General features: G+C 45.4%; 14 protein-coding genes. 3 read left to right on the top strand and 11 right to left on the bottom strand.

Translation table 11 applies throughout. The features are described from left to right. Positions 1–246: 246 nt before the first annotated feature. A complete protein-coding gene (locus QUA43_RS13155) occupies positions 247–570 on the top strand; it encodes a transcriptional regulator (protein WP_333046225.1) in 324 nt (107 codons plus the stop codon). A gap of 152 nt (positions 571–722) precedes the next feature. Beyond that, positions 723–998, top strand: a complete 276-nt coding sequence (locus tag QUA43_RS13150; RefSeq protein WP_333374433.1) for a lipase — start codon at positions 723–725, stop codon at positions 996–998. 354 nt (positions 999–1352) lie between these two features. Here the strand turns inward: QUA43_RS13150 and QUA43_RS13145 are convergent, their stop codons facing one another. The 11 genes from QUA43_RS13145 to QUA43_RS13095 all read right to left on the bottom strand — a co-directional run bounded on the left by QUA43_RS13145 (position 1353) and on the right by QUA43_RS13095 (position 15510). Next, entirely contained in the window at positions 1353–2126 is a 774-nt protein-coding gene (locus tag QUA43_RS13145; RefSeq protein WP_333374431.1) for a hypothetical protein, read from the bottom strand. Between the two features lie 16 nt (positions 2127–2142). Beyond that, positions 2143–4179, bottom strand: a complete 2037-nt coding sequence (locus tag QUA43_RS13140) for a hypothetical protein (protein WP_333374430.1) — start codon at positions 4177–4179, stop codon at positions 2143–2145. Between the two features lie 34 nt (positions 4180–4213). Further along, positions 4214–4930 carry a hypothetical protein gene (locus tag QUA43_RS13135; protein ID WP_325314634.1) on the bottom strand — a complete coding sequence of 239 codons (717 nt, stop codon included), beginning with the start codon at positions 4928–4930 and terminating at the stop codon, positions 4214–4216. A gap of 24 nt (positions 4931–4954) precedes the next feature. Further along, positions 4955–6085, bottom strand: coding sequence for a hypothetical protein (locus tag QUA43_RS13130; protein ID WP_333374428.1), 1131 nt, complete (start codon positions 6083–6085; stop codon positions 4955–4957). A gap of 100 nt (positions 6086–6185) precedes the next feature. Continuing rightward, complete coding sequence (locus tag QUA43_RS13125) at positions 6186–7193, bottom strand: hypothetical protein (protein WP_333374427.1); 1008 nt, start codon at positions 7191–7193, stop codon at positions 6186–6188. A gap of 5 nt (positions 7194–7198) precedes the next feature. Next, positions 7199–10450: a hypothetical protein gene (locus tag QUA43_RS13120; RefSeq protein ID WP_333374425.1), complete on the bottom strand. Its 3252-nt coding sequence runs from the start codon at positions 10448–10450 to the stop codon at positions 7199–7201. Positions 10451–10472: 22 nt separating this feature from the next. Beyond that, positions 10473–11183 (bottom strand): hypothetical protein, encoded by a 711-nt coding sequence (locus QUA43_RS13115; RefSeq protein WP_333323241.1) that lies wholly within the window; start codon positions 11181–11183, stop codon positions 10473–10475. A 21-nt stretch (positions 11184–11204) separates the two neighbouring features. Continuing rightward, complete coding sequence (locus QUA43_RS13110; RefSeq protein ID WP_333374424.1) at positions 11205–13535, bottom strand: hypothetical protein; 2331 nt, start codon at positions 13533–13535, stop codon at positions 11205–11207. A gap of 76 nt (positions 13536–13611) precedes the next feature. Further along, entirely contained in the window at positions 13612–14052 is a 441-nt protein-coding gene (locus QUA43_RS13105) for a plasmid mobilization protein (protein WP_333374422.1), read from the bottom strand. A 470-nt stretch (positions 14053–14522) separates the two neighbouring features. Further along, positions 14523–14891 (bottom strand): hypothetical protein, encoded by a 369-nt coding sequence (locus tag QUA43_RS13100; RefSeq protein WP_333294506.1) that lies wholly within the window; start codon positions 14889–14891, stop codon positions 14523–14525. Positions 14892–15258: 367 nt separating this feature from the next. Next, positions 15259–15510 (bottom strand): hypothetical protein, encoded by a 252-nt coding sequence (locus QUA43_RS13095; protein ID WP_333374420.1) that lies wholly within the window; start codon positions 15508–15510, stop codon positions 15259–15261. Positions 15511–15664: 154 nt separating this feature from the next. Between QUA43_RS13095 and QUA43_RS13090 the strand changes: the two genes are divergently transcribed. Next, positions 15665–17128 carry a helix-turn-helix transcriptional regulator gene (locus QUA43_RS13090; RefSeq protein ID WP_333374418.1) on the top strand — a complete coding sequence of 488 codons (1464 nt, stop codon included), beginning with the start codon at positions 15665–15667 and terminating at the stop codon, positions 17126–17128. Positions 17129–17136: the final 8 nt, after the last annotated feature.

Genomic DNA, 17136 nt, shown 5'->3' with positions numbered 1-17136 from the left:
TTGAGGGTCTGATAAAAGTATTTATCATTTAACTAGCATATAGCCGAGTATAACTTTGATCAAGTAAAGAATTGTTACGTTTTGGGTCAAAGTATTAGTGGCTATCATTATCCCGTCTAAGGCTAGCGATTGGAGCTTAGATTAAGTTAGGCGAATCATACTATTGACTGTAAAACGAGTTATTCTGGTATAATACAGGCGATACAATTATGCCTGCGGCAACTCCTTAGCTATTAGAAAACAGGAATGTCAACGAAAGTAGAGGAAAATTTAGCGCTCGATAGTGGAATCCAGAAACGTCTCGGTCAGTTAATAGAGGCGTTGGTGGAGGATGAGCGCGTTGGTAGTTCTAGGGAACTAGGAAGGATTACAGGAGTTTCATTCAACACGCTGGTGAACTGGAGCGAGGGCAAAGCCGATCCCAGATTGCAAAAGTTAGTCCAGTTTGCCTATGCGATCGGTTGGTCTATGACAGAGTTGATGCAATATGCGGAAGGGGATGAAGATCCCTATGAGGCGATCGCTCGTAAAAAAAAAGCACGACAGCAGAAGTATCGGAAAGTATCTTAACAAGAGAAAAATATCCATTTATTCAATATTTCAATGCCACGCTAACTGCCGAACAAATTCAGAAGCGCGACTTATTTTTACAGCGTATTAAAGCTGATTTATTACCGGATATAACATCCCGCAAAAGGCTTTATGTCTTGTTAATAGACAGCATGGCAGTTAAGGGTATTTCAGAATTAGATATCTTTGAAAAACTTTCCATTTCAGAGAAATTACTGTCGAAGATTCGGAATCTCAACATGGAATTTCAGTTCGGTCGTTCCTACTTAGAACAGTTAGCGCCCTATCTTTTTCAAGTGGAGGATTGGGAAGAGTTAAGACCTGTTTTTAAGGTGCCATACATCTCTTATCAGGGGTGGGTTGATAATCTGATTGAAGACTTACAAGTGGCTGAACCCCTATCTATAGCTATAGATTCAATGAAATAGTTCCTAAAAAATGACCGATAAATTTGAGATGGGAAAGTAAGAACTGAGGTCAAACTTAGAGTAAAATAACCAAGTTTCTACTCTAGCAAGGCAGAAATAACCTACCAGTTCTTCAAAATCATGCAACAGTAGCAACAGTAGGTTGATTGTAGGAGCTCAACCCAACGATGTAGATTATTGGAAATATTTAGGTCAAGTCCTACAACTCCTGAAGTGACAAAATTAGCAGGTTTTTGATAAGGAAACCCTTTATTGATGAGTTGAGCATACCAGCAAGGATTTCAGGCTGTGAGCTAAAAACTGTCCGGACTGTTGCTTGATACGAAGTTGAAATTTCTGGTTGAGCAAACGGATTTAATTTCCTGGAGTTCGAGTTAAAGGAGGGAGCGAAGGAGATGGCGTTTTTGGAATTTCATACAAAGGTTCGCGACTCAACCCTAGCTGCCCTAGTGAAATAACAACAGACATTGATAGATTACTTTTCTCAGCAGCTTTAGCAATAGCTGTGCCATTTCGAGCTAGAGCGATGAACTCTCGAACTTTGAAGACAACGGAGTCATTGGGAGGCGTGTAACCTCTTCGGATGGCAATGTCTAATCCCCGTTCGATGTCGCCGATCGTCGCCGTTCGATTGTCTGCTAAAGTTACGCTGGGCTCTTGGCCAGGCACTACCGTAGAGATGGCAATGCCATTATTAGTAGGTTGCCCATTCTGGTGAACGACATTAAAGGTATAAAGGCGTTCAATTCCTTCTGGAGAGCGAGTTTTAACGAACAGGTTAGTAATGTTGGCTGTTGTAGCGCCAGGAAATTGTAAGAGTTGAATCGGTTGGAGAAATATGGTTCTAGCTTGGTTAGTTTTTAATTCAGCATCAGTGTTAAAGACGGCCCTGGATGGATCTGCTAACCGGATGTAAATAATGACTTCACCAGTCTGGCTAAAATCAATAACGCTGGAACGACCAGACCATACTTGAAGGTTGGTAGTTGTATTGATTGCTGCATCTCTTCCGACAATTCTTAGCGCCGATGTTTGAGCTTGCCCAATATTAACTGTACTGAATGCAGTGGCAATTATTAAGGCAGGAGAAATTAAAGCCAAACGAATTTTCCGAGTGAGTTTGTTCATGGTTATTTTACCTCCGTTATCTTTGCACTGTGACAAAGGCATTGACAAATACGGAAACTTGAGTTCCTTCTGGTACGATCGCCACGTTGCCTCGCTTCAAAAGTTCTTGGGCGTTGCGATCCGATCTTTCTCGCAGCCGTTGGGCAGTAGGTGTAAAGAATCCCTCTAAAGCGGCTGCTAAAATGTTAGGTTCAGGTGAGGTTGTGGTTTTAACAGCCGTACTTCCAAAAAAGCCGCTCTGCTGGCTGAAAGTTTCTTGGGCGGGTCGATTAATTATTTCTCCTACCCGCCCCAAGCTGCCGAGAATTCCCACTAAAATATCAGCCTTGGCTATTTCAGAACCTCTGTCAAATAAACTGTCGGCAATGAGAGGTTGGTTATCGATTCCGCGAACGATTAAGTATCCGGGAGGAATGGGTACTTGTTGGATGCGGCCAGCAGAATCGGGGTAAACAAGCGCCACCACGCTTTGAGAAACCAGTCGATTTCCGCGCGTGACATTTTCTACTTGAGTGATTAAGACGGTGCCAGATGGTAAGGCGATCGCCCCGTCAGTTCCTATCACGTCCTCGGTCAATTGGACGGCAAACCTTCCGGCTGTTGGGCTTTGGCCTGCTTCGTCCCAAATCATCGGCACGATTACCTTGGCTTGAGCAGATGACCCGATGGCTATCTCTTTCATTGCTGTGCTGTTTTCGGCGGTCGTGCGGTTGAGGATTCCAGCTTCTCCAGGGGTCATTCTATTGGCGTTTGCAGCAGAGTCAGTAACTCCAATGGCGATCGCTGGTATCTCTTGCATTGGTGCAGCCGATTGTGGGCTTTTTGGCGAACTGACTAGCATTGGCTGCGGGTTTTGAGAAATCGGCGGCACTGATTGCTGTTGGGGCAATGGGACTGGTGCAATTGCCACTGTGCTGGGAATTGTTGCCTGTGCTGCTGTTGGTGCAATTGCTACTGTGCTGGGAAGCGTTGCCTGTGCTGCTGTTGGCGCAATTGCTACTGTGCTGGGAAGCGTTGCCTGTGCTGGCATTACTGACCGCACGGTAGGGTAATTTGCCGCTGTCATCCCCGGTGCGCTCGGAAAAGTTGCCGAACTGGCAGCAATACCTTGACCATTTAGCTCTTTAATTTCTTGACCTCTGCTTTGCCCCAGAGAAGCTAATTGGGCCCAGCGCTCGTAAGGGTCTACTTTTTCTGGTGGTGGCACAGGTCGAAGTGCCAACGGTGCGGGCGGCGGGACAGGGCGCGGTAATGGCGTAGGATAAGGGCGCGGTGCAGGCGGCTGTGGCTGAGGAATGGTCTGTACTATCCTTGGCGGTGGCGGATTAAAGTTTTGAACTGACCTTGGGGGTTCAGACCTTCTAGGGGCTGGTGCTGGTTTTGGTGCAGGTGTCGGTTTGGGAGCAGGGGTCGGTCGATTTTTAGGTTCAGGTGGCTGAACTTCTAACGTCCGCTGCTGATCTTGAAATGCCAGTCGGCTTTTTAGTTCTCCTGACTCGTCTTCAAAAACTTGCGCCGGTTTAGGGTTCGTCGTTTTTGCCTGTTGGCGGACGGGTTTAGGAGCAAAGAAGACAAACCAAAAGAATCCCAAGATGCCGAGAACTGCGCCAGTACCCATTAATACTGAAAACGTCCGAACTTCGGGCTTCTCAGAAACAGGATGAGTTTCTGCTCCTTCGTTGTCCTGTTTAATTCTGTATTCAGAGGTCAATAATTCATCGGCTTCTCCGTCATGTCCAGCTAATTCTCTTTCCTCCTCACGGCTTAATGGCTCGCGCTCAGTCGAGCCGAACGTCTTTTTACCATTGCTGCCAGCGCCATCAGGAGCGTTAGCTGCCTGAAAACTGTTAGAACTGTGGGAAAAGTTATTGGCTTCATTAGAGGAGTTGTTGCCATTAAAACTGTGGGAAAAGTTATTGGCTTCATTAGAGAAATTGTTGCCATTAAAAGGATGGCTAGTTGTGCTGTTAGGTGGCGTATTGTAGGAAACTTCTTCAATTTCATCGGGTTCGCCATCAAATTCGTGTCCATTTTGAAGTTCTTTTTCACTCATGTTTTTATCTCCTATTATTTCGATTGTTATCCTATTATTTGGGTTTGAATTCGGTAATTTTGTTGATTTCTAAGCCGGCCGAGCGAAGCTCATAAACTTTCTGTTCAAAAGCTGAGGCTTGACTACCTAGCGGCGGGGTTTGGATTTCTACTGCTTTGATTCGGAAAGTGCGATTGAAAGGAATTCTTTGATCGATTCCTGACGTGCGATCGACAAGCAACCGAGTGGCAATCATGTCAATTTCCCATTCGCCGGGACGGACTTCTCTGGGTTCGGATAAAAAAGAAATGATGACAGTTGCTCGCAATTGACCCGTAAAAACTTTATTGGGGACGAGTTCAGCGATGTCAGGGAGAGAAGCTTTGCCAAAATTGGGTTCTAGGAGTAACGAAGCAAAATAAGTGCTGGTAGGAACTCGTTTGGAATTGACTTTAATCCCTGAATCTGTATCGTTAGTTCCTGGTATTTTATTGTCCCAGTTGAAGGTTAACTCTGCCCAATTTTTGACAAAATTTTGGATGACTGAGGGATACCGAAAAAACCGATCTCGTTCTGCTACGTAGTAAGTTTGACCGTTGATTAGCTGGACTTGCGTTGTCTTCATAGCAGCTACCGAGTTGATTCGGTACGCGACGAAGAGGTGCAGAATTAGGGCGAGGATATTTACTCCAGTTAGGATGAGGAAGCACAATGCCAGCAGATTTTTAGCTTCTGGCAACAATGCAGTTTGTGAAAATCTTTGTAGCTTCATAAAATCTTTTGGTAATTAGTGACATTACTTAAATCCTTTGTTCATCGCCAAATTAGCGGCTGCTCCTATGGCGTTGCTCAAAACATCGACGAGTTGTTTAGCATTGCTAGCAATGCCGCTGTATAGGGCAATTCCGCCGCCGCCGGCGATTAATAGGGCTAAGCCGGGTGCGAAAATGCTGATGAAAAAGAGGAAGGCGACATCGCTGGCTAATTCGGCTCCAGAATTGACTAGCACGGTGGCTGCTAGCCCGACAACGATGTTGTATCCAAGTTGGACACCAAATAAGCTCAGAAATCCAGTTGCCCAAGCCCAAATAGGTCTACCCTGCAAGGGAAGTAGCGACAGTCCCATGGCGATTGGGGAAAAGAGTGCTGTTAGTAAAAGGGCTGCTTCAAGGATGTTGACAAACGCCCACTGGATGCTATAAAGAATGAATCGGACGAGCGGTATTGCTTTTTCTCGAAACACTGAACCGGGGTCAGTTATGAAAGTCGTGGCATCTTGAGCAGCACCGAGCAAGCTATTATTCCACAGTGTTTCACCAAAAGCCCGCAGCGCTTGCAGAGGGGCAGAACCGGCGGCTTGCCTTTCAGCTTCGCTAACGATTTTCCGAGCAGCTTCTTGCTTGGAATTCCAGCAGGTTAGCAGTTCTTGTCCGACTTTATTTCGGCATTCACCGTAGAGATTTTCTAGTTGTTGGCGGCCGATATTGCTGATAGTGACGTTAGCGATCGCGTCCCTAAATGTCATTTCTCCTAGTTGCGCTTCTAGGACACTCTGGACTTGTCTGTAGGCAAAACTTCTAGTAAAAATGACGGTATTGGCTAGCAATTTGCCGTTAGCGCCGAGGAACAGCATGATGACGAGCGGCCAGACGAACAGTGCTGCCAGTTCTGACCATGACTGCTTTTCGATAATGTCTTTCCCGCTGCTTAGAGTTAAGAACAGGATGCTGATGGCTGCTAGGGTGATGCCGAGGGATACTAAGCCGACCCACAGCCCAGAAGCGATCGGGTCAATCGTGCTAATCCAAACTTTGTCCCAAGATTCTGAGGTAGTCTTAGCCAGGTTAATTGACTCGCTAACGATGTCTAAGGATGACCCTTCTGCACCACTCGTTGGGGGTGTAATTTGTGCTAAAAAGTCTTTCATTTTCACCTCGGAAAAAACTTCAATTTTGTATTTGATAAGGCGGTTATTCAGTACACAAACTAGGCAGATTATCGCGGATTTAAGTTAACTGCTTGAAGCATTAATTGGGAGCGACAAATCTGTTAGTTGAAATCGGGGTTGTGCTGCTGCCACTCGGTTTTCCCAAGTAGCCGCCGCCGGGGAGCATCAACATTCCCGCCTGATAGCTGGCTTGGTTTCCAGACGCAGTGCTGCCTCGGCGCTCTCCCGTATTGAGCGCGGATATTTCCTTAGCAGCTTGCGATAGCAGCACGTTATTAATGGCTCGATCTGTGCGAGCTTGCTGAGCTTCCTGTAAATTTCGCATCTGAACTTGTGCGCTCAATGCGGTCTGTTGCGAGAGGTTTTGGAGAATTTGTTGAGTAACGTCGAGGCTCTGCGATTCTTCGCCTAATTGGATGTTTTGTTCGGTATCTTGGCGAGTGGCTTCTAACACTTGGAAGCTGTTGTTTTGAGCTTCTTTGCTGAGGGTTGCTCCGTCAGCTATGCCAATAGCGGCGCTGCGCTGAGCTTGAGCGTCTAAGTCAGACATGATGTTATACGAACCTTTGCCGTCTAATTTGCTCGATTTAGTTTCGAGTAAATCTGACAGTTTTGTTCCTTCTGTCTGGGATGTTGAAGCTTTAATAATTTGGCTGCTGACTTGGCTCAGATCGGGAATTTGGATAGCTCCGAGAGAGGAGGAAAGGAGTTCGTTTAAGGAGCCAAATAGCTCGTTTTGCACGAACCCTTGGATGTCGCCGATAAAATCGTTGACTTGTTTGAAAACATCTGCAATGGGAGCTAAGAAACTTCCCGCAGTTGGGGCTGGAGGTTTCACGGTCATTTCTTGTGTACTTGGCAGGAAAATGTTTTGGGCTGGAGTTTTCACAGTCGCTTCTTGTGTACCGGGTACGAAAACGCTTGGGGCTGGAGTTTTTACAGTCGCTTCTTGTGTACCGGGTACGAAAGGAGGAGTTGTTTGAGCTAAACTTGGCCTGACTTGAACGATTAATTCCCAACTGGCTAACAGGGAAACTGCTGCTAGTTTTGTAGCAGGTTGCTGCATTAATTGAAGTTGATATTTCATGGCAGTTATTTGGGGATTTTTGCAAAAACTTGAGACTTGTTACTGCGAACGTCGGATGCTACTTTTGGCTGAGCATTGCCAGCTATGGTGGCAATTTCTAAATTTTGACCAATGCGGTCGAAGCCTTTTCCTTCTTTCACCGCTGCAATGTATTCTTGGGTGAAATGCTTTAGCCCTTGAAGCTGCCCTTTGAGGGTAGGAGGATATTGAGCCATGATGCGATCGCGGGCTTCTTTTTCATTTTGGTTGTTAGCAATTGATGCCAACATCATCTCTCCGGGGTAGAATCGCGATCGCCAAAATCTTCCTCCTTTCTCAATCAGCCAGCACGAGTAGAGGTCAGCAGCCCTTGGCAAAAAAGATTCCGTTGCATTTGAACTGATAATTTGCGGATCGTACCCCAAATATTTGTGAGCGGCTGCCACCCCAGAATTGGTTATTCTTCCGGTAATTCGGTAGACCATATTTTGCAGAATTTGTGCTCCTGCGGAACATTCGCAGATAGCATCAAAATCTTGGCTCAATAGCAAGACAGCTATGCCATCTTTTCTGCCAGTGGCGCAGAGTTCGCCGACAACTGATGCAAAACCATCTTTTTTGAGTAGGACGCTCAATTCATCTCCAATAAATAAGCTTTTGGGGTGAGAAAGAGCGTTGCGGATGCAAGCAGCATGGGCGTTAATTGCCATTAAATAGGCATCTTGTTCGTTAGACAGTCCCGATAGGGCAAAGAACTTAACAGCAGGTTCCGGCGAAAACGTGCTGGGCTGACCGATCGCTTTTCCCAAGCGGGATGTTAGCAAAGCATTTCCTTGGCTGAGGATTTGATTGATGGCTAGCCTATCCAGTTCTTCAAACGATTTGAGGTTGAGCCTTTCTTTGCTGCAAAACCTCAGCAAATCTTGGAGAGTTGGCATTTGCTGCCATTCGGGAGATCGCCACCCTCTTTCAAATGCCTTGTTGTAGCGAGCGATGATTTCTGGATCTCTGAGATACATATCGAGCATTCGCAGGATAATTGAATCTACCCGCTGGGCTAAGTGGGGATTGTGAATTTTGCCCATAGCGATCGCCACCACAGCTTTGCGGATAAATTCTTTCCAAGATTCCATCCGCCGTTCTCTTTCAGCTTTGTCGAACTTGCGAAGGTCTGGCGGTTCTACTAAATTGCTAGACCCTTGGCTGATGTCGTAATATGCGCCTTGGTCGCCCAAAAGTTCGATCGCGGTTTTGAAGGTACTGTTACCCCCGCTGCTGATGTCCATCCCGACAACAGGGATGTTATTCGCCAGAGCTTCAATGGCAAAACGCCACCCCAAAACGCTCTTGCCTGAACCAGATTCGCCAGTAATTAAAGCGCGACTAATTTGGCTGTAGAACAAGTCAATAAAAATTGGCTTTCCGCCTCGATGGGTGATAAATTCTACTCCTTTTTTATCCAAATCGCGGGGAACTGTTAGTGGCAGAATTCCAGCAGCAGTTTCAGTGTCGAGGGTGAGGCGGCGTTCGCTCAAAAATGAACCGCTATGCAGCAACCATTTCCAAGTAATGGGCAGGCATTGCAGCCAAATATCCCAGGCAACGTTCCGTTCGCGGATGACTTTCGCAGTTCCAAAACTATTAGAGAGTACATTGCAGGCTTGGCTCAATTCTTCCGCTGTGTTTCGGTACACTAAAAAGGCAACGGCTGCATTGAGGGGTACGGCTCCTTGGTAAAGCCGGCGCTGGGCATCAAAAGATTCCTCCTGTTTAATTTCAGCGCCAATATCCCGCCCTTGCCCTTTAGTTATCGCTCTGCTACTAGCGGCTTTTGCTCCTTTAGCTTGTCTGGCTAAGTTATCATTAATTACAAGGGAATTTCCGGCGCTAATTTCTATCCAAGCTTCTGTATCGCGGACGTAGCTTGAGGACATCACCTCCCAAATCCATTTCAATTGCTGGCGGGTATTAATCCAGCCTGCGGGCGCGTCATACATTGTCAGAACAGCGCATTCTTTTCCCTTGCCGGTGAGATAGACGCGGTTGTTGGTCTTGCGGTGTTCGGGGCAGGAGGATACGCCATTCGTTCCTTCAATTAAAACTGTACAAATGTGTTTGTCAGTTGTCTTAATTTCGCTGAGTTGATAGCCAGAAGACGTTTCTTCAAGTTTAACAATTTGAGGGATTTGCGGTGGTTTACTGCTGTTGAATCGCAGCCACAGCCACTCCCAAAGTTCTGAGGAATTCATGGGACTAATTTCTAGCCCCATTTTGGTATTCAGGAGAATTTCCCAGCGGAGGAATCCTTGTTCAAAAGAGTTGAGAAGCAGCTTGGTGTAAAATTGCTCTCTGTAAATTCGGGTGTTACCTGCAATGGTTTCCACAATGGAATCGCACAATTTTTTGACTCCATCAATGGCTTTGCCAATGAAATCCCTGGAGATGGTTTCGCCTTCGTTATCGGCAGTCCAAGTACAGAAAGCAATTTGCTCCCATACTTGTCTAGTGCCTTGATTAGTTTGTTGTTGGAGGCGGCGCTGTTCATTTCTGAGCAGTACAGATACGGGTTGGAGTTCAGCGGTGTCAGCTAGTTGTTCTAATTCTTTTTGCCGAGCAGCATCGCTACTGTAACAACCGGTGCAGAAAGTGATTTTTTCACTGGGGGGGATGTCTTTCATTCCTTCTTCAAGAGAAGCTGCAAATGCCGATACTTCGCTCCTAAATAGTAGGTTGTGAAGTCCTCGGAGGCGAAATCCAAATACCAGTTGGTAGCTGGTTCCGTTATTGAGAAGCATCCCAGACACTTGTCTGCCATCTTTTTCAATTTCCACCAAACAACAGAGGTTGATTTCATTTTGGAAAGGCATAAATTTGCTCCTTCCCCCATATTGATTGGGTACAATTTTGGGTTTCAATTTGATGCGGATTTGTGAATCGTAAGGTTTGCCTTGGATGCTAGGAGGGCGCAGGGAAGAGATGGGAGAAATATAGAAGCTGTCGCCGCTACACCACTCATCTCCGGGGGGCTTGCGGAATTTGTCAGTAAAGAGGTGGGGTTGATTTCCTGTGAGGAGCCACCAGCTTACAATCAGCCAAAGCGAGACAGTGAAGAACCAACCCAATCCCAGGCTAAATAGACCCATTGTTAAGGTGTATGCAATGGCGGTTAAGAAGCACCAAGGTAGAATTTGATTGGCAGGGATGAACCCGATACTTGCTTGTTTGCCCAGGATTTTATTGACTCTGATAAAGTCTTTTTCTGGATCTCGTAAAGCCATTGGTGACTCCTTTTTTTTAGTTCTAAAAGGTCAAAGTTGTAATTACTCCCAGCGGTGGCAGGTTGGGGGCAAAACGAGCTGTTGTACCGCTACCGTCGCCGACGAATAAGAAGGTAACAACGTCTATGGCAATTACAATGCCGAAGGCGAGGGCAATTTGGGTGACAATTGGCCGCCAATCGTTGCCTTGCTGCGCTTGGTTGTAAGCGAATAAAGCTGCGGCGGCTACTAATAAGAGAAATACGCCTCGAATGGCATTGAAAATTAAAGCGATGGTTGATTCGTCAATGGCTGTTCCTCCTCCGGCGGCTCCAGCTTCCGTTGCTAGATTGGTCATAAATGCTTGGAGACCGCTTAGAAAAACGGCTTGGGCTGGGGTCTGAAAGTTATTCAGGAACATTGTTACTGTGATGACAGCAACGGCTAAGTGCCAGAAGCGAATTTTGCTGCCCAGCAGTTTTTCGAGGATGGGAATGCTGCGGGCAATTTGCCACAGTCCGAAGAACACCAGAGATGCACAGCTAAATACGCTGACAAATAAGGGCTGGACAAGAGTTAGATAAATGGCTGCAATTAGGCAAATTGCAATGAAGGCTAAATCGGCGTTATTGAGTTTGAATTTACGCATGAATTTGCTAAAATGGCTGCGGCGTTTGTGGATAATGCTTTGGTTAGCAACGCTAGTGCGATCGCCATGAGAGCGGTAGTTGTTGTGTAAGTAATCGTTTTGCATTGGATTTGTCCTCAAAGTAGTTTATGCTTGCAATTCGTTGCTGTCTTCTCGCGATTGTTCTTTGCGTTCTGGCGAGGTATAGTTGTAGTCTTTAGATGCTTGAGACTCTCTAGATTGAGTTTTTTGTGGCTCTGGGGAGCCGACTACAGCCTCCATTTCTTCAACAGCAATGTGGCACTGTCGAACGTCTGGTGGCTTTCCTTTGACCAGAACGGCATCGAACACTTGTGCGTCACCTTGGCGGGGGTCAGTTCCGATCAGTTGTTTTGACCCGTCCGGCAGATCCAGTATTTCAAATTCGTATTTGACTGCCCCGGTCGTGCCGTCTTCGCGACGCGATTCTTTCCAAGGAAACACTGGATCTTTTTCCCCGCTAAAGCGTTTGGGGAAGGTGTCCTGAAACTTTTCAACTAAAGCCTGGGCAGTTGCTAGTTTGTTGTACTCTTCTTCCGACTGAGGCAATTTGAAAATGGCTTCTCTTTCTTCTGGAGTTAGCTTGTCCCGATCCGGCTCAAATTTCCAGCGTTCGCCATTCTTGGTTCCCGAAAAGATTTCGGTATGATCGCTGCCTTTTACGACAACTTTAACTTCGTTGTTTTCAGCAGTTACATTCAATCTGCCGCCACCATCAAAAGCAATACCCGACTGGGGAGACTGCCCCGTAGCGAAAGCATAATTGACCAAGCAGTCTGCTACAGCTTCTCGCTGCTGCTGTACTTTTGTTTGAGCTACCATTTTGCTAAGAAGATCCTCTGGTTCGCTTTCCTCCTTGTCGATACTGTTAGGTGCAGTAACTGTGGGCTGAACTTTTTGACGAGTTTCTGGCACTTGTGAATTAGGATTAAATTCTGATTCAACAGGCATCTGAACGGTCATTTTATGTTCCAGTTTGTCAACGATACTTTCAAGGCGATCCAACCTCTTTGAGAGGTTGCCTAAATAGTCTTGAATTTGGTCTAACTGTTCGCTGATGCTGGTATCTTTATCAAGCTGTAGAGGCTTAGATTTCTGGGAGTTTGGGTTGAGCTTGCTCTCTAGATCGCCAATTTTTTCGCCAATTTGAGCTGCCTTGGCTTCGGGATTGTTGATTTTAACTTTCTCGGTGCCCTTGGCTTCAATGTCGCGATCGCTTCTCTGAGGCTGGCTCGTTTCCAATTCCTCTGGTTCAGTTGCAGCAGGCGGTTCTAATACCTGCTTAGCCCGTTCAGCAAGTTTTTCAGTGCGGGTATCTATCGCCTCTATGCCGGAAATGACATCAGCGTGTTTAGCACGAGTCGCAACTCGGTCGGCGCGATCGTTTAATGAGTCAATTTGTTCGAGAATTTTTTCGAGTTTTTCTGCCTGTTCCTTTTCCCTCGCTCGTTCGATGTAATCAATTAGCTCCCCAATACTCTTGGCTCCAAGTAGACCCATTAAAGAGGCAGTTTGAACGGTTAAGCCACTTACGGTTAATCCGTTAATTTCGCTTCCCATAGAAGCGACACTTGCTCCTTGGCGTTCGGTTTCTTTTAGAACAGTTTCAAGGGTGTCGAGTAAAGGATATTTTGCTTCGGGCTGTTCAGCCACTTTTTGCTTGATTTGTCCGTTATCATTCTGATTTTGAACGCTGCGGTTTTTAGCTATTTTGCCCAATACACCATTGGGGATAGGAGCATCATCCTCATCATCAGAAAGTAGTTCTTCAATATTATCTTCTTCCTCCTTTTTTTTCGTTCTGCTGGTAGCATTTTTAGAAGCTACTGACTTTCCTAGCTGCCGTTTGGACTGCGATGACTTGCGAGTTTGCGTATTGTGGCTGGGAAGGTCTGTATCTTCTTCTAGATCGCTTAAATCATCCTCCAATTCATCATCTAGTTCTTCATCAAATTCTTCGGAAATGCTGTCCTCCTCTAATTCATCAGTGGCATCCAGCCCGATTAAGTCCATAATTTGGGATGGAGTATAGTAATTGTTATTGTCTTTGGTTTCAACGTCAGCCTGTTTCAGATTTTTTACTAAATAGACACCGCTAGTTCTCTGGCTGGGGTCTTTAGTTAAATAGAAAACAAAGCCCGACACCTCACCTCCTTTTCCTTCAGTAACTAAATCCATGCTGACACTAGCTTTTTGATTGCCAGATTCATTGATTCTGTCGGGTCGTTTGTTGAAGGATTCAACGAAGTTTTTGAAATCCTCCCAGTCCTCAATGTCGCCTTCTTCTTGGATTGTTTCTATGGCAGCATCGAGGGTTTCCTGAATGTGTTCTAGTTTTTTGACGTGTTTGGGATCTGTGGCTGTTAGGACAGACCAAGTACGCTTTGGGGCAGAAAATTGTCTTTTGGAGTTGGGCTTAGTTGAGAGTTTTGCAGCCATCTTTTCTCACCTCCTACGAGGAAATTAGATGCGATTGTTAGGTTCGATATTGAACTTTAAGCAGTGCTTTAGATTGTCAAACAGGACTATTGGCTAGTTGCGCGATTGTTTGATTGGGTGTTTGTTCGCGGGTTTCGCTCAAAAGTTCTGTTCTGATTTTCCCTCTTAGTTCTTGGTGATATTCGCCTAGCATTCGGCTGAATTCTTGCAGAACTTCTAGGCTTTGTTTGGGTAACTTTCCTGTTTTTACTGCTGTCTCTACACCTCTGGTCATTTGGCAAATGTGCGTACTCATTTTTCGCAGTTGGGCACAAGTTCCTTCATTGATAGGGGGGACTGTGGGGTTAAGGCTAAAAGCGCGTTTACGCAAGTAGTCTGACAGGCTTTTTTCACCTGCTTCTGCGGCACGTTTCACTAAATCTGCCTTTTCAAAGGTGGTTAGACGCACTCGGACGACTTCAGTTTTTCCAGTCGGTTTGGAAAGTTGGTTTTTGGGGAGAGTTGCAGTTGTAAGCACATCAATTCTCTAGGGCTAACTAATGGTTTATTAAGGCTAAGTTGAACAGCAAGGGATTAGGTTTGAGCGGTTTTTGGCATTAAGTTAATTTAATGCTCAGCCACCGACGTTCGCTAGAATCTCCTGAACCTTGATGGCAAGGTTTGAGCGGTGATTCATCCATTGCTTTCATTGATTCAATTGTCAGCAATTCTGTTGGAGATGAGCCTGTTTCTTTCGGTTTATGTTTTGTTCGGTCACAAGTTGCATTAGTGAGAAGCTACTAGAGCAGTTTTTATCATCCAGATGGCTGATTCGAGGGTGGATACTGCTGGCTGGATTGCTTGTAGCTTTTGACTGTGATGTTTTAAGCCTGTAAATTGCATCATTGTTGAGTATGGTTTGCAGCCAATCGTACTTTGTTGTTGAGGACGGTTTCTGGTTTGCGATCGCCGTCGCTCAACACAGTCTTAATATTTAGTGCTGGAAGTTTAAGCAAGTCTGAGTTGATATTCCCAGAAGAATCGCTCTGTATTGTTCGGGGTGCGACACAAGTATTTCCAAATGTCCAAGTGTGTGTCCATTGCCAAACCTATGACGATATAAGATTCTTCATTGTCTGTCACTGCATCCCCAAAGTTAAAATCCGGTTGCACCCAATGGTCAGGCAGGGCGATCACAGTCGGTTCAGGGGCGGTAGCATTGGTTGGATGCGATATTTCAGTGGGCGTGTAGTGTTTTTGTGGCATTTGGTCAATTTTAAGAACAAGCGATCGCCCTGTTGACTGGCGGTAGCCAGAGGAGAGGTATTCGTCAGCTACTTGTGCTGAAGCGAAAATATGCCGTTGCCTTTTGCACAAATTCTGACAAGTAGGCGATTTGGGCTATTTGCTCATTTTTACCCCCTATAACGTCTATTTGACATGGCTTGCTATGCGACTAGCGTACTAATTAGGAGGATTTAAGAGGTGTCGGAGTACAAAAAATCAATTAAAAAGCAGCGAAAGTTAATTTAACTTAATTAAATTTTGTGAAAATTGGAGGAAAATCTAGGAATTTTTAGGGACAAGTAGGAGATATTAGGAAATAAGAGGGAATAAGAGGAAATAGAAGGGTTAAAATATAAAGGTTTTCGTTGCCCTCAGTAACAATCGCGATGTGTTCCTTCTCACAAAAAGTTGCACCCTCTGTGTGGAGGATGCAACTTACGCTTATTGTCGGCGGGTATTACCTCTTAGAAGAACCTGACCTTTGTCGTAACATCAGTGGGGTTAGTACCTGAATCAGCGAGGCAACAGAGCGAATTAAGATAGCGATCGCTAAAATGAGTCCAGTTTCAGTACCCCAATACTGCGGCGGTATAGTTGGTTGGATGTCGGTTGGTATCGCGATCGTTGGTTCACCTGTGCGGATAGGCGGCACTTCGGGTAGAGTTACTGTTCCAGATAGGTCAGTGTGGGTAACTTGGGGTTGAGACATTGATTAACTCGTCCTTCAAAGCTTTACACTCTCATCTTCCGAAAGTGCTGACTGAGCGTATGTTTGAGCATGACCGACCTGATGACTGACTTTTGACTGATTTTTAACGGTTAGTATAGAAACAGTTATATGAGTAGTTTTACTGAAGTAAGCTATGTTGCGATCGCTCAGAGTTTCTGTAAGCAAGATCCAAAGAGTCAAAGAGGCTCTTAAGCGGAATGGGCTACGCCAGACAGACTTAGGTACAGAGGTAGGGGTTTACAGTCGCTCCACAGTTGTCAACTTCGTCAATGGCAAACCTGTTAGTTATGATAATTTTTTAGAATTTTGTAACAGGTTAGGGCTGGACTGGCAAGAAATTGCTGACTTAAACACTCCAAGCCAAGATAATGTGGATTCGGCCCCGCCACAAGGTTTTTATGCCTATGATGATGCTTGGGTAGGTCGAGAGCAGCTTTTAGCCGAACTGGGTCAGAAGCTTCGCGGGACATCTCGCCTGTTACTCATCTTGGGACTTACCGGAATTGGTAAAACTGCTTTGGCTGAAAAATTGGCGGTGGAGTTACAAGACTGGTTAGATGGAGATTGGAAGAACAGGTTGCGGCGAGCGAACTTTGATAATGAAGACAAAGCCACAGATTTTGCGAGTGTTGCGGCTAGATGGTTGGAGGAGTGGGGAGAGAGACTTTCACCAGAGGAGAAAAAACCGGAACTATTGTTGTATAGATTGGCAAAATACCTGCGGGAGAATCAGGTGTTGGTACTAATTGATTCTCTCGAAAGACTGCTGACAGGAAATGAAGCAGAAGGCTGGGGTGATTTTGCTGATGAGTGGTGGGAGAAATTCTTTTTAAACTTATTGTCAGCAGAATCTTGTAATAGTCGTTTAATTATCACTTCACAAGATTTGCCAGTTAAGTTGGTAGATTCCCGGTACCGAAATTTTTGGCATCGCCAAATCTTATATGGATTAACTGACTCAGAACAGGTTGCCTTATTTGAGAAAACGGGGTTAGATGTAAGTGAGGATTTACCCGATAGACCCCTGCTATTACGAATTGGGAAAGCCTACAAAGGGCATCCTCTAGTTTTACGAGTGATTATTGGGGAGATTTTGAGTGAGCCTTTCAATGGAGACGTACAGGCATACTGGCACGATGAACGGGAAAATACGAGTCAAAAGATAGAAGAGGTGGAAAAAGCTTTAGCGGAAGCAGAGCAAGGAAAAAATCTGGGAGAAAAAGATGAATGGGAGTTACATAAGCTAACTCGGCAAGTGCGAGACCAAGTAAATAAACAAAAATTGCAAAAAGCATTTAATCGCTTGGCAAGAGATGTGAAGGATGCTTACGTTTTAATTTGTGCGGCTTCGGTATATCGCGCTCCAGAAAAAGAAGAGTATTGGCTGAAGCATTTGGTTCATTGGCTGAAGCGTTTGGAAAATCAGGAGTGTAGTAAGGAGCGACAAACTAGAGCGATAGAAGAACTGGGTAATCGCTTCTTAGTTGAGGAATCATTGAATTATAATAAAAAGCGGGTTTTAGGACAGCACAATTTAATTCGTAGCGTGGCGATCGAACACCGCAAGCAATTATTAGAAATTTTTAACACAAAATAGTAAACAAT

This window comes from Microcoleus sp. N9_B4, assembly GCF_036701635.1.
Taxonomy (GTDB): Bacteria; Cyanobacteriota; Cyanobacteriia; order Cyanobacteriales; family Microcoleaceae; genus Microcoleus.
The sequence above is the reverse complement of the archived record's forward strand: the minus strand, read 5'-3'. Positions and strand labels throughout refer to the sequence as shown.